The following is a 26427-nucleotide window of genomic DNA, read 5'->3' as shown; positions in this document are numbered from 1 at the left end:
ACCAAGCAGTAACACCGCCATAAACTCAGCGATTTATCGCTCTGATCACTCATTCTCTCCAGCGCCATTTTTACAACCCGTCACGGTGGGATAAGGCAGGCAGACCAGAATCATTTTATTCTTCGGTTCAAAACCATGATCAATCATGCAGCGTTGTGCCTTGGCTGTGCGCCCGATGCTGGCGACGGCCAGGTTCGACCCCAGCGGTTTTGGGTATCCGCAGGCGTACATGACCGGTAGCGCTTCTTTATCATTGACCAGTTGCACGGAGTGGTGCGTCGATGCGCCTACTTTACGCCAGGTGACCTGCATGTCTTCAAACCGGCCAGAATCGGGTTTTATCGGGTAGAAACCGTCATCATCTTTAAACGGCAAAGCCTCAAGCTCGGACACGCTTAGTGGACGACCTTTTTTTGCTTCAACGCAGGCCGGAGTGTCTTTCATGACATCACAGAACTCAAAACCGTCTTTACGCTTAAAACCCAGAAGTTGCATGCATTGAAACTGGAGTACCTGTTCATTTATGGGTAATTGAGTCAATGAGCCGCCTACAGGGTCACCACATTCCGCCATCGCAGCCTTAACATCATCGACGTTCGTGGAGGTACGCCGCCACTGTGTGAATTCAGCAGGTGGCGGACAGCCTGTGAGTAAAAGTACCGATGCGATCAATGCCGGGAGAGTGATGATCTGGCTTTTTCGCAGCATATTAATCCTTCAAAGTTGGAATTACCGCGCGGTTCAACAGGCTATCTGGATCTACGCCCACTTGCCGGAAACAACCCTCTGATCACCCCAAGAAACGCCGCAAACAAATTGATTGAAGTCGCCGTGGTGATGGCAATCAGCACGTTATCCGAGAACGGCGCCTTACCCGAGTAATACGTCGACCACCCATTCCACACCAGCAGTACCGCCCAGAAGATCACTCCGCAGGCAGCAAACCAGAACGCACGCCCCGCATATTTCTTGCGCAGTTGCCGTTCGGCCTTCTGGTCTTTGAGGTTCTGGTTTCTTTCATCATCGGTGCCTATGGCTTGCTCGCCACCGGCTTGTGAGTCCTGGTCAGGTCCTGCCTCGGGGGGTAGGGTGAGTTCCAGACTGTCGAGTTCTTCACTCACGGATGCGACTCTTGGGATGAATGAGTGCTGCCATGTCTTGCCAGTCGATGGCGGAACCGTCGGCGCCCTTGAGCGCCCAGGCTGTGCCGTTCTCGTGGGAAAGGTTGGACAGTTGGGTGCCTGACCATTTGCCGTATTTGCTGATGATCCGATCAATCAGGCGGTGGGCATAGGTGTCACTGTCGGGAATCCTCGGTGTTACGAAGATGATGTCTTCGTCGTCCGGCTTCAAATTGCTGAGCAGCGAGGTGACCGGACGGCTGCCGTAGGATTTCAACTCATGGTACAGCGACGGGATGACCGGGCCATATTGCCAGCGGGCGAAGTGGTCATCCATGAGCGGCTGATCCCGTTCACGCAGATGCCAGGACTGCGTGTAGAACAGCAGTTTTTGCAGCTTCATGGGCGTCAGGCCCGAAAGCTTGCCTTCCTTCGCGCGTTCAATGAAGGCGTTAGCGACAGCTAGCGCTGAATAAGCCATGAGCACCTCCGTCGTTGCTGGCCATGTTGTTCCAGAGTCTTATACATAGGCCCTGAATTGTCGATAAGCAAGGGCGCCTGTCCATCCGCTCGGTGTGGCATCAGGCTACCCTGCGGCGATATCAAGCGGTTCTGAATGATAGAAAGCAATTAACTGTTTGCATATACAGTATTTTGTTTCAATCTAAACAAAATTGTTTGTTTAATGCATAAATATGCAAATTAGCATTTGCCAACGTTCAAGACTCCCGGCAATATCCGCGTTATGCAAAAACGCAACGTTTCTATCGTCTTGAAAGAGCTGCTGGATCGCGATCGGATCTCCCCCACGGAGCTTCACCGACGCACCGGTGTGCCTCAATCCACACTGTCCCGGATCCTCAGCGGCAAGATCGTTGACCCGTCGGACAAACACATCTCTCGCATCGCCGAGTATTTCCGCGTCAGCACCGATCACCTGCGTGGGCGCGCCGGTGCCGGTATGGGTGCTTTGCGAGATGATGGGCGCGACCCGATGCATTCGGAGCTCAAGGACATAAGCCTGTGGGACGACGACACGCCCGTTAATGATGACGAGGTGTCGATCCCCTTTCTGCGCGAGGTTGAATTGGCTGCTGGATCAGGAAGATTCGTCATCGAGGAAAGTGAGAAAGCCAGCCTGCGCTTTGGAAAGCGCAGCCTTCGGCATAACGGCGTGCAGTTCGATCAGGCCAAATGCGTGACGGTGCGCGGCAACAGTATGTTGCCGGTGCTGCGCGATGGCGCGACGGTGGGGGTCAATGCCGGCAAGAGCGGGATTGGCGACATCGTCGATGGTGACCTGTATGCCATCAATCATAATGGCCAGCTACGGGTGAAGCAGCTCTACCGTCTGCCTTCCGGGATTCGCCTGCGCAGCTTCAACCGTGATGAGCATCCGGATGAAGACTATAGCTTCCAGGATATTCAGGATGAGCAGATCAGCATCCTCGGTCATGTTTTCTGGTGGGGGATGTACGCCCGCTAACCTCATCGCGTAAGACGAAACCCGCCCATGAGCGGGTTTTTTTTCGCCTGCAGCACACCTCCAAACCCCGAGCACATAAGGCTTTGAATGCGCCAATGCATATTCGCCGGAAAAATAAATGCATTTATGCATTGACTGTATATGCATACATGCATATTATTCGTCTCAAGCCAGCCAACAAGGCCTGGTGGAGGCGGCAAGGATGCCGCCAAGGAAGACAAGGAAGGCACGCAACATCGGCAAGGACGCCATCGAAGCGGTGGCAGGGATGCCAGGCAACACCGGCAAGGATGCCGACGCTCTTTAGTTTCACCCAGCTTCAAAAACAGGCAGCGATGAACCGGCCTTAACGGTTCAGAGGGTTGGCAACTGACCCGGGTGTGCAGCGTAAAGCACCAGAAACAGTTATCCGGCAGACAGGGATCGTGGTCGGAAAAACATTCAGGAAAGGACCGTACCGCGCCAGTAGCGCCGAAAGTCCGAGGACATCATTACTGAAAAGCCCGGGCTACCGGGCTTTTTGGAATGCCTACCTATCGAAGTGTGTGTAATTGAAAAACGGACTATTCAGTGCTCAGCCAGGAGGCGTGACATGACAAACGAACAACAAGCGTTAGCGGAAATGCCTATCTGGCTGGTGATCATATTGGCCTTGGTCGGCGGCGTTTCCGGAGAGATGTGGCGCGCCGACAAGGAGGGCGCCCGCGGCTGGTCGTTGATCCGCCGTCTGGCGCTCAGGTCCGGCGCGTGCATGGTCTGCGGGGTTTCGGCCCTGATGCTGTGTTATGCCGCCGGTATGTCGATCTGGACTGCCGGCGCCATTGGTTGCCTGACCGCCATGGCCGGCGCCGACGTGGCCATCGGCCTGTATGAGCGCTGGGCAGCCAAGCGCATCGGGATCAATGAAGGGTCTCGTCAGGACCCGCAGTAACCGCAAGGACGCTACCCAAATGACCCTTATCGAAAAGCCATCCCAACTACCCCAGGCTATCGGCGCGGCGCTGCATGCGGCCTACCCGGACCTCAAGGTCGGCAGCCACCGGGACTTCCAGAGTGACCTGGAGAATACCGGCGTCATGATCACGGTTGAAGGCAACGGTCCGGGCATTCGCTCCCGCGAAGGGCGCAAGGCCCATGTCCTGGCCATTTCGCTCAGGGCCATGGTTGCCCCCGGCGCATTGCCGTTCGATGCCTGTGACCTGGCCAGCCAACTGATGGACCTGGTGCTGGACAACCGTTGGAACTTGCCTCAGTCCCAGTGCGATTTGCCGACGAATATGGTCGCCGCTCCTTCTAGGGTTTCCACCGTAGCGACGGACTACGACACCTGGACTGTTTCCTTCACTCAAACCCTCTATCTCGGGCCCGAGTTACTCAACGATCCTACGGGCCAACCGCTGTTTGCCTGTACCTGGGACGTCTTGAACATCGATGACCCCGATCAATACAGACCACTGGCGGAGTAGCCCATGTTCGACGCGCTGTTACGCATGCAACTGGGGCCAATCGTCGAGCGGCTGGCGGAGATGGAGGCTCAGCTGGAGGACTTGTACCGCCGCGCTGAAAGCTTCTGCCGGATTGGCGTTTGCCAACAGGTCGACGCCGCCAGCAATACCTGCCGGGTCAGCCACGGTGAGTTGCTCACGCCGGCCATCCGCTTTTTCAACCCCAGCGCCGGTGCGCAAACCGAAACCCGTATTCCGTCCGTAGGCGAGCAATGTCTGTTGCTCAACTACGGCGGTGGGGAAGGGGGGGCGCAGTCCGTGGCTCTTTTCGGCCTCAACAGTAGTCTCTTTCCGCCAGTCTCGACGGTTCCCTCGGTGACCCGACGACGCCATCAAGACGGTACCCAAAGCGATTACGACGACGCCAGCCACACCTTCAACTGGGCCAACGGGCCGACGATGGTCACCGGTTCTCGCGAACAGGTCGACCTCAAGGTCGGCGCCGCCAGCCTGACCCTCAACCCGCAGGGCATCACCCTGCAAATCGGCGGCACCGCACTGTTGCTGGATGCCGGCGGTGCTCACTTCAGCGGCCCGGTGATAGACCACCAAGGTCGGGTCATCAGCCCCTGACAAGGACACTCCATGATTGGCATCGATCGCAACACCGGGGCGGCCGTCGATGACTGGCTGCAATTCGTCCAGCGCGCCACCCGAGCGCTGACCACGCCCATTGGCACACGGCAGAAGCGTCCGCTGTATGGCTCGCTGATCCCGCAGTTGCTCGGACAAAACCTGGGCGACGACCTGCTGCTGCTCGCCCAGAGCCATGCCGCCCAGGCGTTCTACAACGCTCAGAACGGCATCGGCGACTTTCAGCCCCAGGTCATCGTCGCCACCCGCCAGGGCGCCGGCCTGCTGCTGCGCTTTGCCGGCACCTGGAAAAACCGCCAACAAACCTTTGAGGTCGTGACATGAGCATGCTGATCCCTGGCCAGAACCAACTGGCCGAGCCGGCGATTATCGCGGTTGACGAGTTCGAACCCTTGTTGGCCGAGTTCAAGGCCTTCGTGGTCGACTACGTTGCAGCAAGTGCGCCGCAGAGCGCGGCCAAACTCAAGGTCAGCCTCGACAACGAAAGCGAGCTGCTGACCCTGGCGCTGGAAGCTTTCTGCGTGCGCCTGCAAACCCATGAGCGCAAATACAATGCTCGCATCAAGCAGATGCTGGCGTGGTGGGCCACCGGCAGTAACCTGGATGCACGGCTGGGGGATATGGGTCTGGAACGCCAGGTACTCGATCCCGGTGACCCTGCGGCTTTCCCGCCGGTGCCGCCGATCCTTGAAAGCGACGACGATGCCCGCCTGCGCTACTACCTGGCACCCCACGCCCCGGCGGCGGGTTCGCGGATGCAGTACCGCCGCGAAGTGTTCACCCTCGGCGAGCGGCCGGCGGTCAAGGTCCAGAGCGCATCGCCGGGCGTGGTGACCGTCAACTACACCTTCGATCCGGACGGCTATGCGGCCCAGGTCAAGGACGGTAACGGCCGACGCATCGCGCCCGGCGAAGTGATGGTCACCGTGCTGTCGCGTGACGGCGACGGTACCCCATCCGCCGATTTGCTTGACGGTGTGCGCCGACATTTCGCACGGCCTGATGTATGCCCGGAAACCGATCTCGTCACCGTCCAGGGCGCACAGATTCAACCCTACAAGATTCGCGTCATCGCCAGGATCAACGCCGGGCCAGACTCGGGTTTGACCCAAATGGCGGCGCAGCAACTGCTGCAGACTTACGCTGACTCCTGCCATCGCCTGGAAGGGCGCGTCGACCCGAGTTGGATCGACTACGCCATTCACAGTGCAGGGGCGGCGCAACTGCAAATCCTGGAGCCGCTGGCGCCGATTGTCAGCAGCGCGTTCCAGGCCCCGTATTGCACAGGTGTCGAGGTGGAGGTGCGTACGCTATGAGTGAACCCAAAGCGAGTTTATTGCCGGCCAACAGTTCACCGCTGGAAAAAGCGCTGGATACAGGGTTCGGCAAGCTGCTTGACCGGGTCGCACCGCCGTTTCCAGCGTTGATGAACCCGCTGCAAACCCCCAGCGAATTTCTGCCTTACCTGGCCGCCGACCGAGGTGTCAGCGAATGGGATGCCCAAGCCAGCGAATCGGAAAAGCGCCTGACCGTGGCCTTGTCCTGGCAGATCCAGCGCCAGGCCGGCACACCCAAGGCCTTGAGCCATGCGGTGGAGTCACTGGGGTTTACTCCCAACATCAGCGCCTGGTATCAGCAGCGGCCAACCGGTATGCCGTACACCTTTGACGTGCAGGCGATCATTGGGCGCAGTTGGTCCAGTGGCGACCACAACCGGCTGATCCGCCGTGTCAACGCGGCCAAAAGCGAGCGGGATCAGGCCACGATTACGATCGTGCATGAAACCTCCCAGGGTGTGCGACTGGCTGGCGCGGCTGATCCTGGTTTAAGCATCGGCGAAGACAGCCCGCCCGGCGCCTTGCCCGAAATGAAAGTACACGGTGCGTTCTCCCTCAGCAGCGCCACTCACGCCCCGTTCAACGATGGCGAGTTGCTGCTTGAAGGCGTGCTGCCGGAACTCGGGCTTGGCGCCCGGCTTAACAGTGCCGGGGTTGCCCGGCACTACACCATTAACGACTACGACCTCAGGGCGCAGCCATGACAGATGAAATCACGCGCCTGGTGCGCTTCACTTCCAAGGGTTTGGATGAAGTGCTGCAGGCCAGGAACCAGGGCCTAAAAGGCGAAATCACCCACATCGGCGCCGGTACCGGCCGCTACAACCCCGATGGCACGGAAGTGGCCTTGCGCGATGAGCGCCAACGGGTCGCCATTGTGGATTACGAAGACCTGGGCGAGCGCCAACTCAGGATGGCCGCGCTGTTTGACGGCGACGATGAGTATGAAATTGGCGAGTTCGGCTTTTACCTCGCCAGTGGGACCTTGCTGGCGGTGTATTCCGTAGCGGGGAAGTTGCTGACGTATAAAGCAGCGGCGGCTCGGGTACTGCAGAAGTTCACGCTGGATATTTCGCCGTTGCCGGCTGATAGCGTGACGATTGTAGTGGGCAGTGAAAACCTGAATGTGTTGCTGGCTGAGGAGATCGCCATTATGGCGGCCGCGTCGGTGGGCAATATGTCGCGGCACGTGGATTTGATGTTTCGAGTGATGCATCTTGAAGCGAAGTAGTTGCACTGACAAAAGTGCTGGAAAGATTAACTGACAGGGAGTCAATGATGGGAATTGAAACGACTATTACGAAGGTTGTGGATGCGTGCAATAAGCTCACGGAAACGGTGACTAATCAGATTGGGAAAATAAATGCCCAGGTGGATGCCGCTTCCAGCCAATTCACTGCCTGGCGCAGCACTGTCCAGGCAAAAGATATCAACGGTCGCGCGCTCTACAGTCAGGATATTGATTTGACGGGATTGCCGACGGATACGTTCTACCCGGTGTGGTGGACGATGCCCGGTAATGATAGCGGCGAGACTGAGGTCACGTTTTCTCGTATCTACAATCGCGATGTTGGTGTTTGGCCGTTTGGGAGCGGGATCGTCCATATTGCGGGGTTGAATCTGCAGATGGAGGGGTGCGGGCATATATGGAGTGGAGACGGAAACTACCTGACGGTAAAACGTATTTCGCAGACTTACCGTGAAACGGTCCGAGGTATCAGTTTCGGGATGACGTGTATTGCTCGACACGTAACGGGTGTTAGACCTTTGTACTTGAATGTGTACGATGGGCAGATTATTCAGTCGTCCATTCACTCGGGTCTTTATCTGCGCGGCGGGTTGAGCTACACCGTTAACAAATCGTTCCCGGGCGCTATTGGCTTCAGTCGCTTGGACGCTGAAGTGGCTATGGGCGAAAGTAGCCAAGGTGATTGGGAAATCCGTTGGTGTGTTCGTCCATATCGTCTTTCAGAGGCCGACGCGGTCTTGGGCGCTACATTGCCGGAAAAACGCATGGCGTACGCTTATGACAATGACAAAATCTACGCGACGAAGGGGGCGTAAATGACTATTTCCATCAAGTCCGCAGTCACACCCGGCGGCGAGCAGTTAATTAATATTCCAGCTGATCCCGAAATTCTTAAAAGTCTCGGCTTTTCCGCTGATCAAGCGACAGCGCTTTGTAATGAGGCCGCTAGAACCGTCCAGCTTGAAAACTCTATCGCGGCACGTCGCACACTCTATGTAACCGAAGCCGATCCTCTGTTTCTGGAATGGCAATACGACGAAACCCCCGAAAAAGAGAAGGCCTGGCGCGACAAAGTCGCCGAAATCAAGGCGCTCTACCCCTTGCCTGATCGCACCTGACCCCCACCGCGAAAGCGGTTTTTTTTCGCCTCTCCTAAGCCCCTCCCGCAGGGGCTTAGGCATTTCTCACCCGGAGAATCCTACCCATGCCCACGCGCCAAACCTACACCGTCCTCATCCCTTTTCCCATCGGTAACGGCCATTGGTCCACCGCTGGCGAGGAGCTTGAATTGCTGGACGTCGAAGCATCCGCCCTGCGCACCGCCGGCCGCCTGGAACTGACCAGCGTCCTCAATTCCACCCCCAAGAAGGCTGAATAATCATGGCTGAGGTTTTGAACTTCGAGCACAACGGCATCACCGTCAATGCCACCGAGTCGCCCGAGGCCATGGGTGGCCTGGGCGATAATGTCATCGGCCTGGTGGGCACTGCCCCCAATGCCCATGCATCGATCCCGAAAAACGCGCCGTTTCGTATCAACAGCTTCACCACCCAGGCGCTGCTCGACCCGACTGGTAGCGAGTCGGGCACCTTGTTCCAGGCGGTGTACCAGATCCTCAAAGTGGTCAAGGTGCCGGTCTACGTGGTGATTGTCGAAGAAGGCGCCACCCCGGCCGACACGCTCAACAATGTGATCGGCGGCAACGACCCGGTCACCGGTCGCAAACTCGGCCTGGCTGCCCTGAGCAGCGTGCCTGAAGACCTGACCATCATCGGTGCCCCGGGCTTCACCGGCACCAAGGCCGTGGCCGGCGAGTTCGCCTCCTTCGGCAAGCGCATCAAGGCCCGTGTGGTACTCGATGGCAAGGACGCTTCGGTCGCCGACCAAGTGACCTACAGCGGCGAACTGGGCGGTGCAGACCTGGGCTTCGACCGTTGCCTGCTGGTGCACAACATGCCGTCGGTGTATTCCAAGGCTGCGAAAAAGAACGTGTTCCTGTCGCCGTCCTCGTTGGCCATCGCTGCGCTGGCCAAGGTCAAGCAGTGGGAAAGCCCGGGTAATCAGGTGACCTTCGCCGAAGACGTTTCCCGCGTCGTCGAGTACAACATCCTCGACACCTCCACCGAAGGCGACCTGCTCAACCGTTATGGCGTGAGCTACTACGCCCGCACGGTGCTCGGCGGTTTCTCGCTGCTGGGCAACCGTTCCATCACCGGCAAATTCATCAGCTACGTCGGCCTGGAAGACGCCATCAGCCGCAAGCTGGTCAAGGCCGGCCAGAAGGCCATGGCCAAGAACCTCACCAAATCCTTCATGGACCAGGAGGTCAAGCGCATCAACGACTGGCTGCAAACCCTGGTGGCCGACGAAACCATCCCTGGCGGCAGCGTCTACCTGCACCCGGAGTTGAACAGCGTCGAGAAGTACAAGAACGGCACCTGGTTCATCGTCATCGACTACGGCCGCTACGCGCCGAACGAACACATGGTTTATCAACTCAACGCCCGCGATGAAATCATCGAGCAGTTCCTGGAGGACGTTCTCTAATGTTTACCAACCGAGTCAGACAGGCCATTGCGGCCACCCTCCAAGGCCTGCCGTTGTCGGCCACGGTCGATTCCTTTACGCCGCCGAAGATCGAGTTCGAAATGGACCCGATGACTGGCGGGCGCTTCATCGCCGAGGAGGTGGCCAAAAGCGCCAAGGTGATGGGCGCAACCCTGGTACTGCAAGGGGTGGGTGCAGAAGTGTTGCTGGCGCTTGGCGTCACGCGGGGCGATGACATCCTGTTGAACGTGCGCGAAGCCGGGCAGGATCAGGATGGCAAGACCTACTTCACCTACCACACCGTGGGCGGCAAGTTGAAGTCGCTGACCGAAACCGCGCTGACGATGAATGCCAAGCCCGTCACCACCCTGGAACTGTCCTGCCGTACCTATAACCGTCTGGAAAACGGCATTTCGGTGATCGATATCGACGTGCGTACCCAGAAGTTCGTGCTCAACGGCGTCGACATTCTCGGCGACGCCCGCCGCGCCGTGCTGATGCCGTAACCCCCCGGGGGCGGGTTCGCTCGCCCCCATACCTGATCAAGGAATCACCCCATGGCCTGGATGCCTGCGCTACACGTCCTGCTCTCCCCGATCACCGCCGACACCGGTGCCGTGATCGAGCAGATTCAACTCAAACCCTTGTTCTACGCGCCACAGAAAGAAGCCCTGGCGCGCGCTGGCGACGATGAAGATGAGCAGTTTTTCGAACTGGCCAAGCTCGCCACCGGCCTGTCGGAAAAAGAACTCGACCAACTCAAGCGCCCGGACTACGTCAGCATTGCGCAATACGTACACGAGATGTCGACCCAGCCTGCATCGTTTTTTCTCGATCAGGCCGATGTGCCGCGCCAATCGCTGACCAGCGAGCAGGTCGCGCTGCTGCTTCCCCTTCAGGCAAGCGGTCGCACGCTCACCCACGTCACCCTGGAAATGCCCGCCCTGCGCGCCACCAAAGTGATGAAAAAACTGCCCACCAACAAAGAACGTGCCGAGTTCATCACCGCCCATTGCGCCGGCCTGATGATTCCCGATCTCGCCGGCTTGACCGTGCCCGACTGGACCGAACTGCAGGGGCGCATCGACGATTTTTTAAACAAACCGGCGGACTTCTTTCGGAACGCGACATCGAAGTGATCCTCGATGTAGTACCGCTGGTTTACTCAGTAACCGAAGCGGAAATCCTCGACTGGGACGCCGGCAAGGCATTGCGCCGCTACGACATCGCGATCAATCGCCTTGGCGTTAAACAGGAGTAGAGCGGGATGGCAGACAGTAATAAAGGCGCTGAGTCAGCCATCGCCAGGGACGGCGTGATGATTCAGCGCTCACCCGAAATGGCCGGCGCACAGGCCAGCCTCAACCCCATCGCGCAAACCCTGGCGAGTCCGGCTGAGGCGGTGCCGGGAGGTGCCGCGAACCTGGTGTTGGCATTGGCCGATGCCAGCCTGCAGATCAACCATTTGGCTGAAGGTCAGGCGCGGCTTGTGGACACGCTTGAGCTGTTCAACGCCTCATTGCTCAAGATGATGGACGCCCGGCAAGCCGACGCCATCGAGGCGGCGGGCACGGGCGATACGAGCACCCGCACGGCGGCCCCCGCAGGTACGCCATCGCAGGCACTGGATGCCGCGATGACCGACCTGGACCAACTGCTGCACTTCGTCGGGCGTGAGCGCAAGTCAATGCGCGAAGCCAACCTCGCCATGGCGACCGAGCCCATGGTGGCGGCCAGCGGCGCGAGCGCGGTGGACCTGGCGAAGGTCGAGTACGTTGCGGCCAAGTCGGGTATCGGCAGCGAGCGAGTTGACGCGTCAGGCAATATCGACCAAGCCGGGCGCCAGGCAGACTTGCAGCAATTCGCCCGCGACGCGGCGATCATGGCGACGGCGTTCAAAATCGATGTGAAGCATGCCAGCGAACTCATCGGCGGATGGCGTGAGTCTATGCACCTTGACCGCGCCCAAGCCCTGGATTTGGCTGACGCGACAAATGTGCTGGGCAACGATGTCTCGCTCAAGGCCGAGTCAGCGGACATTGCAGCGATCGTGCAACGTCGCGGCGCCGCCGCAACGACTGCGGGCATGCTTCCCGAGCAGGCGGCAGCGCTTTCGGCGGTTTTGTTGAGTGCCGGTAACAGCAAAGGTGCTGCGGAGCTCGGGCTGGAAAAAATCAGTCTCGCCCTGGCCAAAGGCGACAGCGCTTCTCCCGCGCAGCGCAGTGCCTGGGCAGCGCTCAAGCTTGATCCCAAAGAGCTGGCCGGTGGCATGAAACAGGATGCCCCGCAGACCCTGGTTACCGTGCTGGAGGCCCTCAAGTCACAACCGGCTGAAAAGCAGGCGGCGCTGGCGGCGCAACTGTTCGACGGTAACCAGTCGATTCTGAGCCTGGTGCCGATTATTGACAGCGTTAAACACGCCTTTTCGCAGGTGGCCGAAACGTCCACCTACGCCACCTCGGCGTTAGGCGATCAAGGCTCTGTTCAGCGCGTTGCAGCGATTCGCGCCGATTCCTCCCAGGCTCGACGGCAGGCCTATGAGGCCAGTACCACGCGCTTGCAAACTGCCTCCGATGTGGCCCTGGCGCCCGCCGTGGATGCCTCGCTGACAGCGATGACCGGTTTGGTCAACGGCGTGAGTGGCTTGGCTGAAGCGCTGCCTCACACCACCGCCGCCGTCACGGTGGCAGGGGCTGCACTGGGGGCTGTGCTTTCCGGCGTGTTCGATGCCGTGAAGGACAAGGTGTTTGAAAAGGTCGCGGGGAAAATTCTCCGCGAAGGACCTGCCGCTGACCCTTCCGCCCGCCCGCAGCACACTCGCAGTGACGACACCCCTACAGATAAACCCACGCCGGGTTCGGCGTCCGGTCCTGACCGGTCAAGCAAAACGGAGAAGGCCGGCAAAGTCGCCAGACAGGCTTCGTTGGGGTTGGTGCTGGCACAGGCCGGAGTTGATGTCACACAGGGCGCGCTGACGGGGAATACGGGTCAAGCGCTGGGCTCCAGCGTGGGTTCGGTAGGCGGCGCCGTCGCCGGTGGCGTTGCCGGTGAGTTCGCCGGCATGGCGATTGGCCGAGCGGTCGGCACGCTTGCCGGAGCGGTGATCGGTTCGGTGGTGCCGGGTGCCGGTACGGTGCTGGGCGGGGTCATGGGCGGCGTCGCCGGTGGCGCGATCGGCAACGTGGTGGGCGGCGCCGTCGGTACGTTTGTCGGCAGTGACGTGGGGGCATGGCTTGCCGAGAAAGTAATGGGTTCCGGGGATCGCTTGCCGTCTCCCACGGATGTCAGCCACAACCTCAACAACCCCCAAGCCGATAACCGTCAAATCAATTTTGCCCCGCAAATCACTATCAACGCGCCGGAACAAGCCAGCTATCAGCAATTGGCGACACTCGTGGTGCAACAGATCGAAGCGCAATTTACGCCGCTGTCGATGGACAACCTGCTGGCGACGCGACGTGGCGCAGCACTGACCGATGGAGCTGTGTGATGCGACAACAGATGGTGTTGGGCACGTTTATTTTCGGGCTGTCCCGCGGGTTCGCCTACGACAGCCTCGATCGTGGCAGCAGTGGTGGGTGGGTCAGCCTGGACATCATCGCCGGCAAACCCAAATCCAGCCAGGTGGGGCAGGGTCTCGAAACATTGGCAGTGGGCGGCAAGGCCGCGCGGGCCAATGGCATGCAACGCCTGGATGAACTGCGGGCCCTGCAGGACCTGCGCGTGCCGTTGCCTCTGGTGGACGGCCTGGGGCGCAACTGGGGGTTGTGGACCATCAAGTCGATCAGCGAAAAACAAACCAGCGTCATCGACGACGGCACCGCCATGGCGATCGCCTGGTCGCTGGTATTGGAGGAGTTCGTCAATGCGTAGAGTGCGAAGTATTGCGGGCGATTCGGTAAACCTGCTGCTCTACCGAGAGCTCGGCCGCTGTGATGATGCTGCGGAGGAGGCGCTGTGGCGCTTGAATCCGGAGCTGGCGGAGAAGGGCGCAATATTGCCGGCCGGCGTCAGTGTGCTGGTGCCCGAACTGGATGCAAAACCTGTCGCGAGTCGGCCGGTTTCAGCCTGGGATTAAGGAGCGATCATGGCACTTGGATTCACACCGGTGGTGGAGCTTTACGGCGCCAATGCCGCCTTGTTCAACGAGCGGCTATTGGAGTGGGAGCATATTGACACGGCGGGATTTGTGTCCGACCAACTCAAGTTGACTCTCGACATCGAGGGCCTTGAAGGCCTGCCCGATCTGGGCGGGAAAGTCGGCTTGCGCGTCGGTTATCTGGAGTCCGGCCTGCTGGATAAGGGCATGTTCAAGATCACTCAGCGTAAGCCGTCGCTGTTCCCGATGCGCCTGGTGCTGGTGGCCACGGCGGCGCCGTTCGATGAGCATGGGTTCAAACAGCGCCGCACCGTCAGCCATGGGCCGACAACCCTGGGTGCACTGTTTCGTCAATTGACCAGTCGCTACGGGTTTTCCCCGCGTGTGGCGCCTGAGCTTGATGGCGAGCGGATCGCGCATATCGACCAGACCCACGAAAGTGACATGGCATTTCTGACCCGGCTGGCCAAACGCTTCGATGCAGTGGCCAAGCCTGTGGACGCGCTCTATGTGCTCGGGCGCAAGGGTCAGATCAAGTCCTTGTCGGGTAAGGCGCTGCCGGATGTGCGCTTGTCCGTCACCCGTGACAATCACCCGGGCGACCACGCCTTCATCAGCGCCACCCTTACCGAAACCAGTCGCGCCAAATATAAAGGCGTGCAGACGTCCTGGTGGGATGCGGCGGGCGGCAAAAAGCAGGTGGTAGAGCTGGGGATCGCACCGTTCAAGGTGGTGGCGCAGCGTTATCCAAGCGAGGACGAAGCGCGCTCGGCGGCGCAGGGCGAGATGCGCCGTGTGGGCCGAGAAGTACTGCAGATCGATGTGGTGTGCCCCGGTAACCCGTCGCTGGCCGCTGAGGGCTTGCTGCTGCTGGACGAGTCGTGGCCGGGCTTCATGCAGGGACGCTGGTCGATCAAGACGGTGACGGCCAGCGGTAAACGCACCGGCGGCTACCGAAGCACGATCCAGGCCAGTGGTTTGTCGGTGTAGACATTTTTTCAGAGTAGATCCCATGCAGATTACCCTTACCCAGCTTCTTGATGTGATGCCGGGAGCCCGCCTTCGAGCGGGCATTTTTTTGTCCCCGTTAAATGCAGCCTTCGTGCGGTACGAGCTCAACAGTGCCAGGCGCATTGCCGCCTTCCTCGCCCAAATCGGTCACGAATCCGCCGAACTGCGCTACGTACGCGAACTGGGCAGCGATCAATACCTCAGCAAGTACGACACCGGCACCCTGGCCACCCGCCTGGGCAATACCCCCGAGGCGGATGGCGATGGCCAGAAATACCGGGGCAGGGGGCTGATTCAGGTCACGGGGCGGCGCAACTACCTGGCATGCAGCCAGGCACTGTTTGGCGATGAGCGCCTGTTGCAACAACCGCAATTGCTGGAACAACCGCAGTGGGCGTGTGAGTCCGCCGCCTGGTTCTGGCACAGCAACGACCTCAACGAGCTGGCGGATAAAGATCAATTCACCACCATTACCCGGCGTATCAACGGCGGCCTTAATGGCCTGCAGGCGCGCGTGCAATTGTGGGAGAGGGCGAAGGCGGTGCTATGCGTTGGCTAGGCACGTTGCGTTGGGTCGGCGTTTGCCTGCTGCTTGCATTGGTGTGGCAAGTACAGGCCTGGCGCTATGGCGCGCAGCTGGAGCGTCAGGCGGCCGGGCAGGCGCTGGCGCTCAGCCAGCAACAGCAGGCCGCGTTCGAACAGCAACAGGCAGAACAGCAAAAGCGCCTGGCCCTGGAGCGCCAACTCGCTGCCAGCGACCAACAACACACTCAGGAGTTGAGCGATGCCCAACGTCACCAAGCTGCTCTGCGCGACCGCCTGGCCACTGCTGATGTGCGGCTGTCAGTCCTTCTCGACGCCACCGATACCGCCGGCTGCACGCCAGTGCCAGCCGCCACCACCCCCGGCGGCGTGGTTCATGCAGCCCCACGCGCCCGACTTGACCCGGCGCATGCTCAACGAATTATCCGCATCACCGACGACGGCGATAACGCCTTGATCGCCTTGGGTGCCTGTCAGGCCTATGTGCGAGCCGTCACGCGTTAGTCTTTTGATGCACTCTGCAACTTGCATGGCCGATGGGCTGCTGTAGGGTAGGCGAACCCCCGCCCAATCCTGGAGACGACCGTGAAGGAAATCACTCAACTGGCTGCTGAACTGGGGCGCCGTTTGCAGGTGCTCAATGCCCATGTCACCACCGCCGAGTCCTGCACCGGCGGCGGTATTGCCGAAGCCATTACGCGGATTCCGGGCAGTTCGGCATGGTTCGAGGCGGGCTATGTCACCTATTCCAACCGCCAGAAGACCCGGCAACTGAATGTGTCGGAAAAGCTGTTTGCCAAAGTCGGCGCCGTCAGCCAGGAAGTGGTGGAAGCCATGGCGCGAGGGGCGCAGGAAAAAAGCCTGGCGCGCTTTGCCGTGGCGGTCAGCGGCGTGGCGGGCCCGGACGGCGGTTCGCCGGACAAGCCGGTGGGCACGGTATGGCTGGCGTTTGGCGTGGGCGATGAGGTCACGGCCGAACGTGCGCACTTTCCCGGCAACCGCGACGAGGTCCGTCGACAAACGGTAAAGGCCGCGCTCGAAGGCTTGTTGCGACGAGCTGCAGCAGAAATAGACAATCAGGGGTAGGCGATCTTCGATCTTTGTGGAACAATACTGTCTACTTATACAGGTGTTGGCCGTCAGGCCTTATTGATTACGTGAGGACTTTAATGGACGACAACAAGAAGAAAGCCTTGGCTGCGGCCCTGGGTCAGATCGAACGTCAATTCGGCAAGGGTGCCGTAATGCGTATGGGCGATCACGACCGTCAGGCGATCCCGGCTATTTCCACTGGCTCTCTGGGTCTGGATATCGCGCTCGGCATTGGCGGCCTGCCAAAAGGCCGTATCGTTGAGATCTACGGTCCTGAATCTTCCGGTAAAACCACCCTGACCCTGTCGGTGATTGCCCAGGCTCAGAAAATGGGCGCCACGTGCGCGTTCGTCGACGCCGAGCACGCCCTGGATCCTGAATACGCCGGCAAACTGGGCGTCAACGTTGACGACCTGCTGGTTTCGCAGCCGGACACCGGTGAGCAAGCCCTGGAAATCACCGACATGCTGGTGCGTTCCAACGCCATCGACGTGATCGTGGTCGACTCCGTGGCAGCGCTGGTACCGAAGGCAGAAATCGAAGGCGAAATGGGCGACATGCACGTGGGCCTGCAAGCCCGTCTGATGTCCCAGGCGCTGCGTAAAATCACCGGCAACATCAAGAACGCCAACTGCCTGGTGATCTTCATCAACCAGATCCGTATGAAAATCGGTGTGATGTTCGGCAGCCCGGAAACCACCACCGGTGGTAACGCGCTGAAGTTCTACGCTTCGGTCCGTCTGGATATCCGTCGTACCGGCGCGGTGAAGGAAGGTGACGAGGTTGTCGGTAGCGAAACCCGCGTTAAAGTCGTGAAGAACAAGGTGGCCCCGCCTTTCCGTCAGGCAGAGTTCCAGATTCTTTATGGCAAAGGCATCTACCTGAACGGCGAGATGATCGACCTGGGCGTGCTGCACGGTTTTGTCGAGAAGTCCGGTGCCTGGTATGCCTACAACGGCAGCAAGATCGGTCAGGGTAAGGCCAACTCGGCCAAGTTCCTGGCAGACAACCCGGATATCGCTGCCACGCTTGAGAAGCAGATTCGCGACAAGCTGCTCACCCCAGCACCGGACGTCAAGGCCGCCGCCAACCGCGAGCCGGTTGACGAGATGGAAGAAGCCGACACTGACATCTGAAGCAAACGATGACTGTTGTACTGGATACACTCGTCGCCGTTCGGCGCACTGCAATGGACTTGCTTGCTCGCCGCGAGCATGGTCGAGTCGAGCTGACGCGTAAATTGCGTCAGCGCGGCGCAGAGCCTGAAATGATCGAAATAGCCCTTGACCGGTTGACGGAAGAGGGGCTGTTGTCGGAGTCCCGATACCTCGAAAGCTTTGTGTCCTACCGCGCGCGGTCCGGTTATGGCCCAGCGCGGATTCGCGAAGAGTTGAGCCAGCGTGGCCTGCAACGTGCCGATATCGACCTTGCTTTGCGCGAGTGCGGTATCAGTTGGCAGTCGCAGTTGGAAGAGACTTGGCGGCGCAAGTTTGCTGGGCATCTGCCGATTGACGCCAGGGAGCGTGCGAAACAGGGGCGTTTCCTGAGTTATCGCGGGTTTTCGATGGACATGATCAGTCGCTTGCTAAGCGGCCGTGATATGGACGACTGAACGCAAAACAAAAGCCTGACTGATCGTTCCCACGCTCCGCGTGGAAATGCATCCCGTGACGCTCCGCGTCACCATTGCGCAGGTGCCTGATTTTTTCGCTGAAAGCAGGACGCGGAGCGTCCCAGGTGGCATTCCCACGCAGAGCGTGGGAACGATCAAACAAAAGGCCCACTATGAAAATAGTGGGCCTTTTTTTCGCCTGCAAAAAATCACGCAGGCTGTGGCACCCCTCGCTGTTGTACCTCACCCTGAGGCTGCACCCAATTTTCCGGCAAGTTGATGTAGTCCACCAACTCGCGCAAACGCCCCTGGTCTCGGCCATTGAAATTGAAGACCAGCCGCGTCAAATGACTGAACCTGGGGTCGTCGTGTTCTTGGCCTGTGTAGGCAAGCTGCTGGAACTCTCCGCTCAGTCGAAGGCTGGCAAACTCTTCCTGCAGATGGGCCAGGGCTTGATCACTGAGCGGATGGTTCATACGCACTACAAACTCACGCTTGAGCCAGCGGGTTGAATGGAAGTTGGCATAAAACCGGTTGATCTCGTCCACGGCTTCTTCTGCGCTGTAGACCAGGCGTATGAGCTTGAGGTCGGTCGGCAGGATGTAGCGGTTAGCTTCCAACTGGCTGCGGATAAAGTCCAGGGCGCCTTGCCAGAACCCGCCGCCTGGTGCGTCCAGCAGCACCACGGGTACCAGCGGGCTTTTACCGGTCTGGATCAGGGTCAGCACTTCCAGGGCTTCGTCCAGGGTGCCAAAACCACCCGGGCACAGAATCAGTGCGTCGGCTTCCTTGACGAAGAACAGTTTGCGGGTAAAGAAAAAGTGGAAGGACAGCAGGTTGTCGGTGCCGTCGATGGTCGGGTTGGCATGCTGTTCAAACGGCAGGGTGATGTTGAACCCCAGGCTGTGCTCCAGGCCCGCGCCTTCATGCGCCGCAGCCATGATGCCGCCACCGCCGCCGGTGATGACCATCAGGTCGGAACGTGCCAATGCCGCGCCGACCTCTCGAGCCAATGCATACAGGGGACTTTCTATCGGCGTGCGTGCGGAACCGAACACCGTCACCTTGCGTCGTCCCTTGAATTGTTCGAGCACGCGGAAAGCATGGTCCAGCTCACGGATCGCACGCAGGGTGATCTTGGCATTCCAGCGGTCACGGTCGTCCTGCGCCATGCGCAGGACCGTGAGAATCATATCGCGATAAAGGGGAATGTTCGGGCTGTTTGGCGCGACCAGCTGGAGCTGCGCGTCAACCTGCTGCGTGAGGTCGGTACCGTTGTGTTCAAAAAGATCGAGCAGGGAGGCATTCGATTCATAAGGCATTCAACTTTCTCCTTCTTCACAGGGCCTGGCCAGCCGACGCGTGTCGTCAGGGGGGCACGACACTGCATGTGTCGTTGCTTGCCGCAGGAGGGCAGGCCTCTTTTGCCCTGAAAGTATTACAGAACAGCAGGGAAGACTGCTCTGGCGGGCGCATGGGATGAGCTGATCATGGGCTGGAAAACCCTTGGCTGGCAACCGCTTATTGGTGATTGATCACGGCGTTCAGCTGCAGGCGGGCGCTGGAGCGGGGGAGTGGCGCGTCACCGGGCAGCAACGCGCAAGATGCAAGGCAGGGTTACTTTTTCTTCTTGGACGGAGCCGGGCAGTCGGCTTCGGCGAACTTGACCGATGCGACAGGACGGTTGGTCTTGTTCTCGGTGATTTCGTAGCGCATGACCGCGCCCTTCGCCATCAGCTCGCGGTAGCCTGGGTTGGTGCAGACACTGCGGCCCAATTGGAAATACACGGCCTTGGGGTTGGCGCGCATCTGCTCGGCGCGGTCTGGCTGCACGCTGAGATGATCGATCAGTTGCATACCTTCAACGGTGTAGGCCACTTCCAGGGTTTTCTCATCGATTTCCCGGGGCAGGTCCTTGTTGCTTTCGGTCGCGACGCTTTGCAGCTTACGGTTCATTTGAGCCTCCAGCAGCGAGGCCGCGTGGGCGCCCATGGGCAAGGCCAGCGCAATAGCGACGGATGGGGCAACGAGGCGCAGCATGGAACGCAGCATCAAATTCTCCTGATTCGGTTACTGGTGCATAGACCAGCCACTGCGCTGTGCGTTCAGTGGCGCGCAATTATAGGTGAGCGCCGGCCACTACAGCCAGGCGTATCGCTGGTAAACTGCGCCCACTCCAATTGCTTTCGAGTTATCCCGTGTCGATTGACCCGTTTCTGTGGCGTATCCAATGAGCCACGCTGTCTCCCGCTTGCGCACCCAGCGCCTGGCCCGGGCCGTCAGGCCGTTCCTGAATCGGGGATCGCGCGCCGAGCGGTGCACCGGCTGCCGAGTGATTCCCGAATACTGCCTGTGCGCGTGGCGACCAACGGTTCAGGCCAAATCGGCGATGTGCCTGTTGATGCACGACGTCGAACCGATGAAACCCAGCAACACCGGCTGGCTGATCGCCGATGTCATTGACGACACCAGCGCGTTTGCCTGGTCGCGGACCGAGGTCGACCCGGCTCTGCTCACCCTGCTCGCCGACCCGCAATGGCAACCGTACATCGTGTTTCCCGGGGAATTCGTGGCGCCTGAACGGGTGGTCAGCGTGGTGGATGCAGAGGAGGGCAAGCGCCCGCTGTTCATCTTGCTGGACGGCACGTGGAGCGAAGCGCGCAAGATGTTTCGCAAGAGCCCGTACCTGGAACATCTGCCGGTGCTGAGCCTGGCGCCGGAGCAGTTGTCACGTTACAAGTTGCGCCGTTCCAAGCGTGATGATCATTTCTGCACCGCCGAGGTGGCCGCGTTGTGCCTGGAGTTAGCCGGTGATCAGGCCGCCAGCGAAGTGCTGGACGCCTACCTCGATGTTTTCAGCACGCACTACCTGGCCGCCAAGTTTCAGTTGCCTGTGGATGAGACGGACATTGTCCACACACGTTTGGCGCCCTATATCCCGGCGGTATGACCCATCGACGTTTGCATGATGGCACCTTAATCACGCAACCCGCTAAAATCCCCATGGGCGTAGTGCTTGACCCCCCAGGCTGCGCTGGGCATGCTGGGCGCCGATTGGGGCGCTACCTTGGTTTTTCGACGTTGTTTTGCGTGTTTTTGACGTTGAGCGTGCCCCGTGGCGATGGCTGCCTGGCCGTTGCCTTGTGTACTGGTGAACCCTGAACCCATCAGGGCTCCCGTAAAAACAGGATCATTTAATCAATGGCCACATACGACATCCTGATAGCCGATGACCACCCGCTGTTTCGCAGTGCGTTGCATCAGGCCGTAACCCTGGGCCTTGGCCCGGATGTGCGACTGGTCGAAGTCGCCAGCATTGCCGAGTTGGAAGCCCGCTTGACCGAAAAATCCGACTGGGACCTGGTGCTGCTCGACCTGAACATGCCCGGCGCCTACGGTTTTTCGGGGCTGGTGCTGCTGCGCGGGCAATATCCGCAGATACCCGTGGTGATGGTCTCGGCGCAGGAAGAGGCTGACGTGGTGGTGCGTTCCAAGGAGTTCGGCGCCAGCGGCTTCATTCCCAAGTCCAGTGCGATGGAAGATATCCAGAAGGCTGTGCGCACGGTATTGGACGGTGATGTGTCCTGGCCACCGCAAGCATTTGAAGAAATCAACGTGTCCGAGGAAGCCAAGGCGGCCCGTGATGGCCTGGCCAGCTTGACGCCTCAGCAGTTTCGCGTGTTGACCATGGTCTGCGAAGGCCTGTTGAACAAGCAGATTGCCTACGAGCTGAGCGTGTCGGAAGCGACGATCAAGGCCCATGTCACCGCTATTTTCCGCAAGTTGGGCGTACGCACGCGCACCCAGGCGGCGTTACTCCTGCAACAACTTGAGTCAATTTCGCAGCATTAAGCTGTTACCGATTCACGCTTTTTTGACTTTGCGTGCTCTAGTTTTCCCACTCCTTTTGGTTCAGTTGCCTACATCTATGTCGCCTTTCAAGGGTCAAACCGGTATCAAACGTATTTTCAACGCAGGGGGCTATTCCCTGGATGGCCTGCGCGCGGCTTTCACCGGCGAGGCGGCGTTCCGTCAGTTGGTGCTGCTGAACGTCATCCTGATTCCGTTGAGTTTTTTCCTGCAGGTCAGCCGCGTCGAACGCGCATTGCTGATTGCCGTGTGCCTGTTGGCCCTGATCGTCGAATTGCTCAATTCAGCAGTGGAGGCGGCCATCGACCGCATCTCCCTGGACCGCCACCCACTGTCGAAAAACGCCAAGGACATGGGCAGCGCCGCGCAATTCGTGGCCTTGACCATGATCACGCTGGTGTGGGCGGTGATTCTGATCTGACGATCAGGCGATGCTCGGCAGTACGATTTCGTCGCTGCGCTGAACCCCGGCGGTAAACGCGCGGCACAGCTCCAGGAACTCGCGCATCGCCGAGGTCTGGTATTTCTGCTTATGCCAGATGAAGTAGAACTGCCGGGCCAGGTCCAAATCCGGGGTTTCTACCGGCACCAGGCTGCCACGCCGGAACGCATCGCGCAGTGCCAGCCGCGAAATGCAGCCAATCCCCAGACCTGATTCCACTGCCCGTTTGATCGCCTCGGTGTGCTCCAGCTCCAGGCGGATATTCAATGCGCTGCGATGATGGCGCATGGCCTGATCAAACGTCAGGCGCGTGCCCGAGCCTTGTTCGCGCAGGATCCACGCTTCATGGGTCAGCTCATCCATGCTGGCCACGCCACGTTTGGCCAAATGATGCTGGGGTGCGCAAAACACCACCAACTCATCCTCCACCCAGGTTTGCACCTCGATGTCCGGGTGGCTGCAGTCGCCTTCGATTAGACCCAGGTCAATTTCGTAATGCGCCACCTGATGCACGATATGGGCAGTGTTTTGCACATGCAGCTTCACCTGGCTCTCGGGATGCTGCTGCATGAAGCTGCCGATCAACAGGGTCGCCAGGTAATTGCCGATGGTCAGGGTGGCGCCCACCGCCAGTGAGCCGAAGCCGGACTTGCCATTGAGCAGGTCCTCGATCTCCTTGGCCTGGTCCAGCAGTGCCACCGCCTGGGGCAACAGTTGATGACCGAGGGCGTTGAGGCTCAGGCGTTTGCCGGCGCGGTCGAATAACTGGCAGCTGGATTGACGCTCCAGCTCGGTGATCGAGGTGCTGGCGGCGGATTGAGATAAGGCCAGCAGGCCAGCAGCGCGGGACACGCTTTCCTGCTGGGCGACGGCGACGAAGACTTGCAGTTGACGGAGAGTAAATCGCATATCGATATAACCGATAACCCTTATCTTAATAATCCAGTTAACAGATATTGTCGCCGCCATTAGAATGCTGTGCAATTGCGCACTTCACATTTGGCGCAGACCCATTTCCAGGAGTCCCCCGTACATGAGCAACATGAACCACGAGCGTGTCCTCAGTGTTCATCACTGGAACGACACTCTGTTCAGCTTCAAGTGCACCCGCGATCCGGGTTTGCGCTTCGAGAACGGTCAGTTCGTGATGATCGGCCTGCAACAGCCCAATGGCCGCCCGCTCATGCGCGCTTACTCCATTGCCAGCCCGAACTGGGAAGAGCATCTGGAGTTCTTCAGCATCAAGGTGCCGGATGGCCCGCTGACTTCCCAGTTGCAGCACTTGAAGGAAGGCGACGAGATCATCATCAGCAAAAAACCGACAGGCACCCTGGTGCTTGACGATTTGAAGCCGGGCAAGCACCTGTACCTGCTCAGCACCGGTACGGGTCTGGCGCCATTCATGAGCGTGATCCAGGACCCGGAGACCTACGAGCGCTTCGAAAAAGTGATCCTGTGCCACGGCGTGCGTTACGTCAACGAAGTCGCCTACCGCGAGTTCATCACCGAGCACCTGCCGCAGAACGAATTCTTCGGCGAGGCGTTGCGTGACAAGTTGATCTACTACCCGACCGTGACCCGCGAGCCGTTCGAAAACGAAGGTCGCCTGACCGACCTGATGCGCAGCGGCAAGCTGTTCAGCGACATCGGCCTGCCACCGATCAACCCCGAGGACGACCGCGCCATGCTGTGCGGCAGCCCGAGCATGTTGGACGAAACCAGCGAAGTGCTGAACAGCTTCGGCCTGAAGGTTTCGCCACGCATGCGTGAGCCCGGTGACTATCTGATTGAGCGTGCGTTCGTCGAAAAATAAACGCGATCAAAAAAATGTGGGAGGGGGCTTGCCCCCGATTGCGGTGGATCAGTCACAGATGAGTTGACTGACACACTGCTATCGGGGGCAAGCCCCCTCCCACATTTGGGTTCCGGTTTATCCAGCAGGCACCACTTCCAATACGCAAATCATCCCTGCCTCGGGATAGTGCCAACGTACATCTACATCCCAGAACTGCACGCCGTATTCGCGCTCCGGCCCGGGCGTCTGGTACGCCGGCCGTGGATCTTGCGCCAGGCACTGGTCAATCAACTCCACCAACGGCTCACCCAGACGCTGGGCATGGCCCTGCGCCTGTTGCAGCGCGGTCTTGAGCCACTGCACGCCAATCAGGGGCGGCGCACCGCTGGCGATGCTGTTGGTGGCCGTGTCGACGATATCGGCGTACGGCACATACGGCTTGATATCAAGCACCGGCGTGCCATCGAGCAAATCGATCCCGGAAATCCACAGCCGGCCCGCTTCCACCTTGTCCAGCTTGACCACTGACTGGCCAATCCCGTTGGGGCGATGGGTGGCGCGGGTCGCAAACACGCCCATGGACGTATTGCCGCCCAGGCGCGGCGGTCGCACTTTCAGGCGTGGCGTGTCTTCGAGCGCCTGGTGAAACAGAAACAGCAGCCACACATGGCTGACCTGCTCCAGTCCCTGCACCGCCTCGCCGCCATCGAACGGCGCCACCAGCTCCAGCACACCGCGGGCGGCCGGGGCCAGGTGCGGTTGACGCGGGATGGCGAACTTCTCCTTGAAGCAGGAGCGTACGAAGCCGATGGGCGAGACCTGATAACTCATGGCTTACGCACGGACCCGCAGCGTCAGACCCTTGAGGAAGTTGCGCAACAACTGATCGCCACAGGTGCGGTAGTTGGTGTGACCGAACTTGCGGAACAGCGCGCTCAGCTCGGGCTTGGACACCGGGAACTCGGCGGCCTTGAGGATGGCGTGCATGTCGTCTTCCTTCAATTCGAAGGCCACGCGCAGTTTTTTCAGGATGATGTTGTTGGTCACCGGGGTTTCGATCGGCTGCGGCGGACGGCTTTCATCCTTGCCGCGCTTGAAAATCACCAAGCCGTCGAGGAAATGCGCCATCACCTCATCCGGGCAGAACACAAAGCCTTCTTCCTCATCTTTCTTGAGGTAGGTGAGCAGGTCTTCCTTGGTCACGTCCATGCCGCCGAGCTTGATGATCTCGACCATCTTGTTGTCGCTGATGTCGAGCATGTAGCGCACGCTGCGCAGTACGTCGTTGTGAATCATGGTGGGCAATCCTGGTTTTCAGCGGGTAGACACCGCCCAGTCAGGCAGTGTCGGGAAAAGGGTAACGGCCTAAAACTTCTCTTTGCCGGACAGGTAACGCCACTGGCCCACCGGCACCTTGCCAATGGACACGCCGCCAATGCGGATGCGGCGGATCGCGACGACTTTCAAGCCAACGGCTTCGCAGAACAGCGCGATAACGCCTGGCTGCGGGTTTTTCAGCGCAAAGCGCAGACGGTTTTCGTTCTGCCAGCTGGCTTTCACGGCCGGCAGCTCCTTGCCTTTGTAGGTCAGGCCGTGGTTCAGGCGGTTGAGGCCATGGGCGACCATGTCGCCTTCGACTTCCACCACGTATTCCTGCTCGATCTTGGCCGCATCGGCGGTCAACTTGCGCAGGATTTTCCAGTCCTGGGTGAACACCAGCAGGCCGCTGGCCTTGGCTTGCAGGTCGGCGCTGGCGGTCAGGCGCAGGAAGTGGCCTTTTAGCGGGCGCTTGCTGAAGCGGTGTTCTTCCGACAAGGTTTCGGCGCTGATCGACGCCATGGCCGTCTCGGCATCCATCCCCGCCGGGGCGTGCAACAGGATGGTCACCGGTTCCGGCACGGTAGCCTTGGCGTCGGGGTCCAGCTCGACCTTCTGGGTGGTGACCTTGAACTGCGGTTCGTCGATCACTTCACCGTCCACCGAGACCCAGCCGCCTTCGATAAACAGCTCAGCCTCCCGACGGGAGCAACCGACCAGTTCGATAAGGCGTTTGGAGAGGCGTATGGGGTCAGTCATGACAAGGGCCGTAACAAAAGGGGGCGGCTATTGTACCTGCCTGGCGCC

At 59.7% G+C, this 26427-nt stretch carries 37 protein-coding genes; 28 read left to right on the top strand and 9 right to left on the bottom strand.

The features are described 5' to 3' along the window. Positions 1-45: 45 nt before the first annotated feature. Genes BFP90_RS24810 through BFP90_RS24800 form a run of 3 tightly spaced genes read right to left on the bottom strand, consistent with a single transcriptional unit; the run spans position 46 to position 1602 of the window. Positions 46-708 (bottom strand): hypothetical protein, encoded by a 663-nt coding sequence (locus BFP90_RS24810; RefSeq protein WP_065891916.1) that lies wholly within the window; start codon positions 706-708, stop codon positions 46-48. 41 nt (positions 709-749) lie between these two features. After that, positions 750-1121 carry a hypothetical protein gene (locus BFP90_RS24805; protein ID WP_065886010.1) on the bottom strand — a complete coding sequence of 124 codons (372 nt, stop codon included), beginning with the start codon at positions 1119-1121 and terminating at the stop codon, positions 750-752. Beyond that, on the bottom strand, positions 1114-1602 hold the full coding sequence (locus tag BFP90_RS24800) for a Panacea domain-containing protein (protein WP_065886011.1): 489 nt from the start codon (positions 1600-1602) through the stop codon (positions 1114-1116). Before BFP90_RS24800 ends, BFP90_RS24805 begins: the two co-directional genes overlap by 8 nt. A gap of 255 nt (positions 1603-1857) precedes the next feature. Between BFP90_RS24800 and BFP90_RS24795 the strand changes: the two genes are divergently transcribed. The 24 genes from BFP90_RS24795 to recX all read left to right on the top strand — a co-directional run bounded on the left by BFP90_RS24795 (position 1858) and on the right by recX (position 18196). Then, positions 1858-2607, top strand: a complete 750-nt coding sequence (locus BFP90_RS24795; RefSeq protein ID WP_170876040.1) for a LexA family transcriptional regulator — start codon at positions 1858-1860, stop codon at positions 2605-2607. A gap of 592 nt (positions 2608-3199) precedes the next feature. Next, positions 3200-3538 carry a phage holin family protein gene (locus tag BFP90_RS24785; protein WP_065886012.1) on the top strand — a complete coding sequence of 113 codons (339 nt, stop codon included), beginning with the start codon at positions 3200-3202 and terminating at the stop codon, positions 3536-3538. Between the two features lie 19 nt (positions 3539-3557). Beyond that, positions 3558-4073 carry a hypothetical protein gene (locus tag BFP90_RS24780; RefSeq protein ID WP_065898201.1) on the top strand — a complete coding sequence of 172 codons (516 nt, stop codon included), beginning with the start codon at positions 3558-3560 and terminating at the stop codon, positions 4071-4073. 3 nt (positions 4074-4076) lie between these two features. Further along, entirely contained in the window at positions 4077-4685 is a 609-nt protein-coding gene (locus BFP90_RS24775) for a phage baseplate assembly protein V (RefSeq protein WP_065886014.1), read from the top strand. A gap of 12 nt (positions 4686-4697) precedes the next feature. Then, positions 4698-5030 carry a phage baseplate protein gene (locus tag BFP90_RS24770; protein WP_065886015.1) on the top strand — a complete coding sequence of 111 codons (333 nt, stop codon included), beginning with the start codon at positions 4698-4700 and terminating at the stop codon, positions 5028-5030. Then, entirely contained in the window at positions 5027-6022 is a 996-nt protein-coding gene (locus BFP90_RS24765; protein WP_065898200.1) for a baseplate J/gp47 family protein, read from the top strand. Before BFP90_RS24770 ends, BFP90_RS24765 begins: the two co-directional genes overlap by 4 nt. Next, on the top strand, positions 6019-6747 hold the full coding sequence (locus tag BFP90_RS24760; RefSeq protein ID WP_065898199.1) for a phage tail protein I: 729 nt from the start codon (positions 6019-6021) through the stop codon (positions 6745-6747). The genes BFP90_RS24765 and BFP90_RS24760 overlap by 4 nt, the downstream gene beginning before the upstream one ends. Further along, a complete protein-coding gene (locus BFP90_RS24755) occupies positions 6744-7274 on the top strand; it encodes a phage tail protein (protein ID WP_065898198.1) in 531 nt (176 codons plus the stop codon). The genes BFP90_RS24760 and BFP90_RS24755 overlap by 4 nt, the downstream gene beginning before the upstream one ends. A gap of 47 nt (positions 7275-7321) precedes the next feature. Next, positions 7322-8107: a phage tail protein gene (locus BFP90_RS24750; RefSeq protein ID WP_065898197.1), complete on the top strand. Its 786-nt coding sequence runs from the start codon at positions 7322-7324 to the stop codon at positions 8105-8107. Next, complete coding sequence (locus tag BFP90_RS24745) at positions 8108-8410, top strand: hypothetical protein (RefSeq protein ID WP_083203328.1); 303 nt, start codon at positions 8108-8110, stop codon at positions 8408-8410. A gap of 86 nt (positions 8411-8496) precedes the next feature. Beyond that, positions 8497-8670: a hypothetical protein gene (locus tag BFP90_RS28895; RefSeq protein WP_003189022.1), complete on the top strand. Its 174-nt coding sequence runs from the start codon at positions 8497-8499 to the stop codon at positions 8668-8670. A 2-nt stretch (positions 8671-8672) separates the two neighbouring features. Beyond that, entirely contained in the window at positions 8673-9839 is a 1167-nt protein-coding gene (locus BFP90_RS24740; RefSeq protein ID WP_065891922.1) for a phage tail protein, read from the top strand. Further along, positions 9839-10345, top strand: a complete 507-nt coding sequence (locus tag BFP90_RS24735) for a phage major tail tube protein (protein ID WP_065886021.1) — start codon at positions 9839-9841, stop codon at positions 10343-10345. Before BFP90_RS24740 ends, BFP90_RS24735 begins: the two co-directional genes overlap by 1 nt. 51 nt (positions 10346-10396) lie before the next feature. Beyond that, entirely contained in the window at positions 10397-10978 is a 582-nt protein-coding gene (locus tag BFP90_RS24730) for a phage tail assembly protein (RefSeq protein ID WP_065891923.1), read from the top strand. Continuing rightward, positions 10975-11100, top strand: a complete 126-nt coding sequence (locus tag BFP90_RS29355; protein WP_256095160.1) for a hypothetical protein — start codon at positions 10975-10977, stop codon at positions 11098-11100. The genes BFP90_RS24730 and BFP90_RS29355 overlap by 4 nt, the downstream gene beginning before the upstream one ends. 6 nt (positions 11101-11106) lie before the next feature. After that, a complete protein-coding gene (locus BFP90_RS24725) occupies positions 11107-13329 on the top strand; it encodes a phage tail tape measure protein (RefSeq protein ID WP_065898196.1) in 2223 nt (740 codons plus the stop codon). Beyond that, on the top strand, positions 13329-13712 hold the full coding sequence (locus BFP90_RS24720; RefSeq protein ID WP_065886024.1) for a phage tail protein: 384 nt from the start codon (positions 13329-13331) through the stop codon (positions 13710-13712). The genes BFP90_RS24725 and BFP90_RS24720 overlap by 1 nt, the downstream gene beginning before the upstream one ends. After that, a complete protein-coding gene (locus BFP90_RS24715; protein WP_065886025.1) occupies positions 13705-13917 on the top strand; it encodes a tail protein X in 213 nt (70 codons plus the stop codon). Before BFP90_RS24720 ends, BFP90_RS24715 begins: the two co-directional genes overlap by 8 nt. Positions 13918-13926: 9 nt before the next feature. Further along, on the top strand, positions 13927-14928 hold the full coding sequence (locus tag BFP90_RS24710; RefSeq protein WP_065898195.1) for a contractile injection system protein, VgrG/Pvc8 family: 1002 nt from the start codon (positions 13927-13929) through the stop codon (positions 14926-14928). Between the two features lie 22 nt (positions 14929-14950). Next, positions 14951-15508 (top strand): glycoside hydrolase family 19 protein, encoded by a 558-nt coding sequence (locus tag BFP90_RS24705; RefSeq protein ID WP_065898194.1) that lies wholly within the window; start codon positions 14951-14953, stop codon positions 15506-15508. Then, positions 15496-15996, top strand: coding sequence for a lysis system i-spanin subunit Rz (locus BFP90_RS24700; RefSeq protein ID WP_065891927.1), 501 nt, complete (start codon positions 15496-15498; stop codon positions 15994-15996). Before BFP90_RS24705 ends, BFP90_RS24700 begins: the two co-directional genes overlap by 13 nt. Before the next feature lie 81 nt (positions 15997-16077). After that, on the top strand, positions 16078-16578 hold the full coding sequence (locus BFP90_RS24695; protein WP_065891928.1) for a CinA family protein: 501 nt from the start codon (positions 16078-16080) through the stop codon (positions 16576-16578). Between the two features lie 83 nt (positions 16579-16661). Continuing rightward, positions 16662-17720: a recombinase RecA gene (recA, locus tag BFP90_RS24690; RefSeq protein WP_005785454.1), complete on the top strand. Its 1059-nt coding sequence runs from the start codon at positions 16662-16664 to the stop codon at positions 17718-17720. Positions 17721-17728: 8 nt separating this feature from the next. Then, positions 17729-18196 (top strand): recombination regulator RecX, encoded by a 468-nt coding sequence (gene recX / locus BFP90_RS24685; RefSeq protein WP_065898193.1) that lies wholly within the window; start codon positions 17729-17731, stop codon positions 18194-18196. A gap of 209 nt (positions 18197-18405) precedes the next feature. Here the strand turns inward: recX and BFP90_RS24680 are convergent, their stop codons facing one another. Continuing rightward, positions 18406-19518 (bottom strand): LOG family protein, encoded by a 1113-nt coding sequence (locus tag BFP90_RS24680; RefSeq protein WP_065898192.1) that lies wholly within the window; start codon positions 19516-19518, stop codon positions 18406-18408. A 295-nt stretch (positions 19519-19813) separates the two neighbouring features. Next, complete coding sequence (locus BFP90_RS24675) at positions 19814-20248, bottom strand: PA3611 family quorum-sensing-regulated virulence factor (RefSeq protein WP_065886032.1); 435 nt, start codon at positions 20246-20248, stop codon at positions 19814-19816. 178 nt (positions 20249-20426) lie between these two features. Between BFP90_RS24675 and BFP90_RS24670 the strand changes: the two genes are divergently transcribed. From BFP90_RS24670 to BFP90_RS24660, 3 genes are all read left to right on the top strand, one after another. Continuing rightward, entirely contained in the window at positions 20427-21146 is a 720-nt protein-coding gene (locus BFP90_RS24670; RefSeq protein ID WP_065891930.1) for a tRNA-uridine aminocarboxypropyltransferase, read from the top strand. 251 nt (positions 21147-21397) lie between these two features. Further along, positions 21398-22048: a response regulator transcription factor ErdR gene (erdR, locus tag BFP90_RS24665; RefSeq protein WP_065891931.1), complete on the top strand. Its 651-nt coding sequence runs from the start codon at positions 21398-21400 to the stop codon at positions 22046-22048. Between the two features lie 76 nt (positions 22049-22124). Continuing rightward, entirely contained in the window at positions 22125-22487 is a 363-nt protein-coding gene (locus tag BFP90_RS24660; RefSeq protein WP_003189051.1) for a diacylglycerol kinase, read from the top strand. A 3-nt stretch (positions 22488-22490) separates the two neighbouring features. Here BFP90_RS24660 and BFP90_RS24655 read toward each other — a convergent pair whose 3' ends face one another. Further along, positions 22491-23417, bottom strand: coding sequence for a LysR family transcriptional regulator (locus BFP90_RS24655; RefSeq protein ID WP_010212678.1), 927 nt, complete (start codon positions 23415-23417; stop codon positions 22491-22493). 124 nt (positions 23418-23541) lie between these two features. On the opposite strand from BFP90_RS24655, the gene fpr reads away from it, so the two are divergent. Continuing rightward, the gene (gene fpr / locus BFP90_RS24650) at positions 23542-24321 is read left to right on the top strand and encodes a ferredoxin-NADP reductase (protein WP_003189055.1); all 780 of its coding nucleotides are present in this window, start codon (positions 23542-23544) and stop codon (positions 24319-24321) included. A gap of 117 nt (positions 24322-24438) precedes the next feature. Here the strand turns inward: fpr and tsaA are convergent, their stop codons facing one another. From tsaA to BFP90_RS24635, 3 genes are all read right to left on the bottom strand, one after another. Continuing rightward, the gene (gene tsaA / locus BFP90_RS24645) at positions 24439-25134 is read right to left on the bottom strand and encodes a tRNA (N6-threonylcarbamoyladenosine(37)-N6)-methyltransferase TrmO (RefSeq protein ID WP_065898191.1); all 696 of its coding nucleotides are present in this window, start codon (positions 25132-25134) and stop codon (positions 24439-24441) included. 3 nt (positions 25135-25137) lie between these two features. Continuing rightward, the gene (locus BFP90_RS24640) at positions 25138-25599 is read right to left on the bottom strand and encodes a DUF1456 family protein (RefSeq protein WP_005785469.1); all 462 of its coding nucleotides are present in this window, start codon (positions 25597-25599) and stop codon (positions 25138-25140) included. Positions 25600-25668: 69 nt separating this feature from the next. After that, on the bottom strand, positions 25669-26379 hold the full coding sequence (locus tag BFP90_RS24635; RefSeq protein WP_065886036.1) for an rRNA pseudouridine synthase: 711 nt from the start codon (positions 26377-26379) through the stop codon (positions 25669-25671). Between the last annotated feature and the right edge of the window lie 48 nt (positions 26380-26427).

The organism is Pseudomonas sp. 24 E 13 (assembly GCF_900004715.1).
GTDB lineage: Bacteria > Pseudomonadota > Gammaproteobacteria > Pseudomonadales > Pseudomonadaceae > Aquipseudomonas > Aquipseudomonas orientalis_A.
The sequence above is the reverse complement of the archived record's forward strand: the minus strand, read 5'-3'. Positions and strand labels throughout refer to the sequence as shown.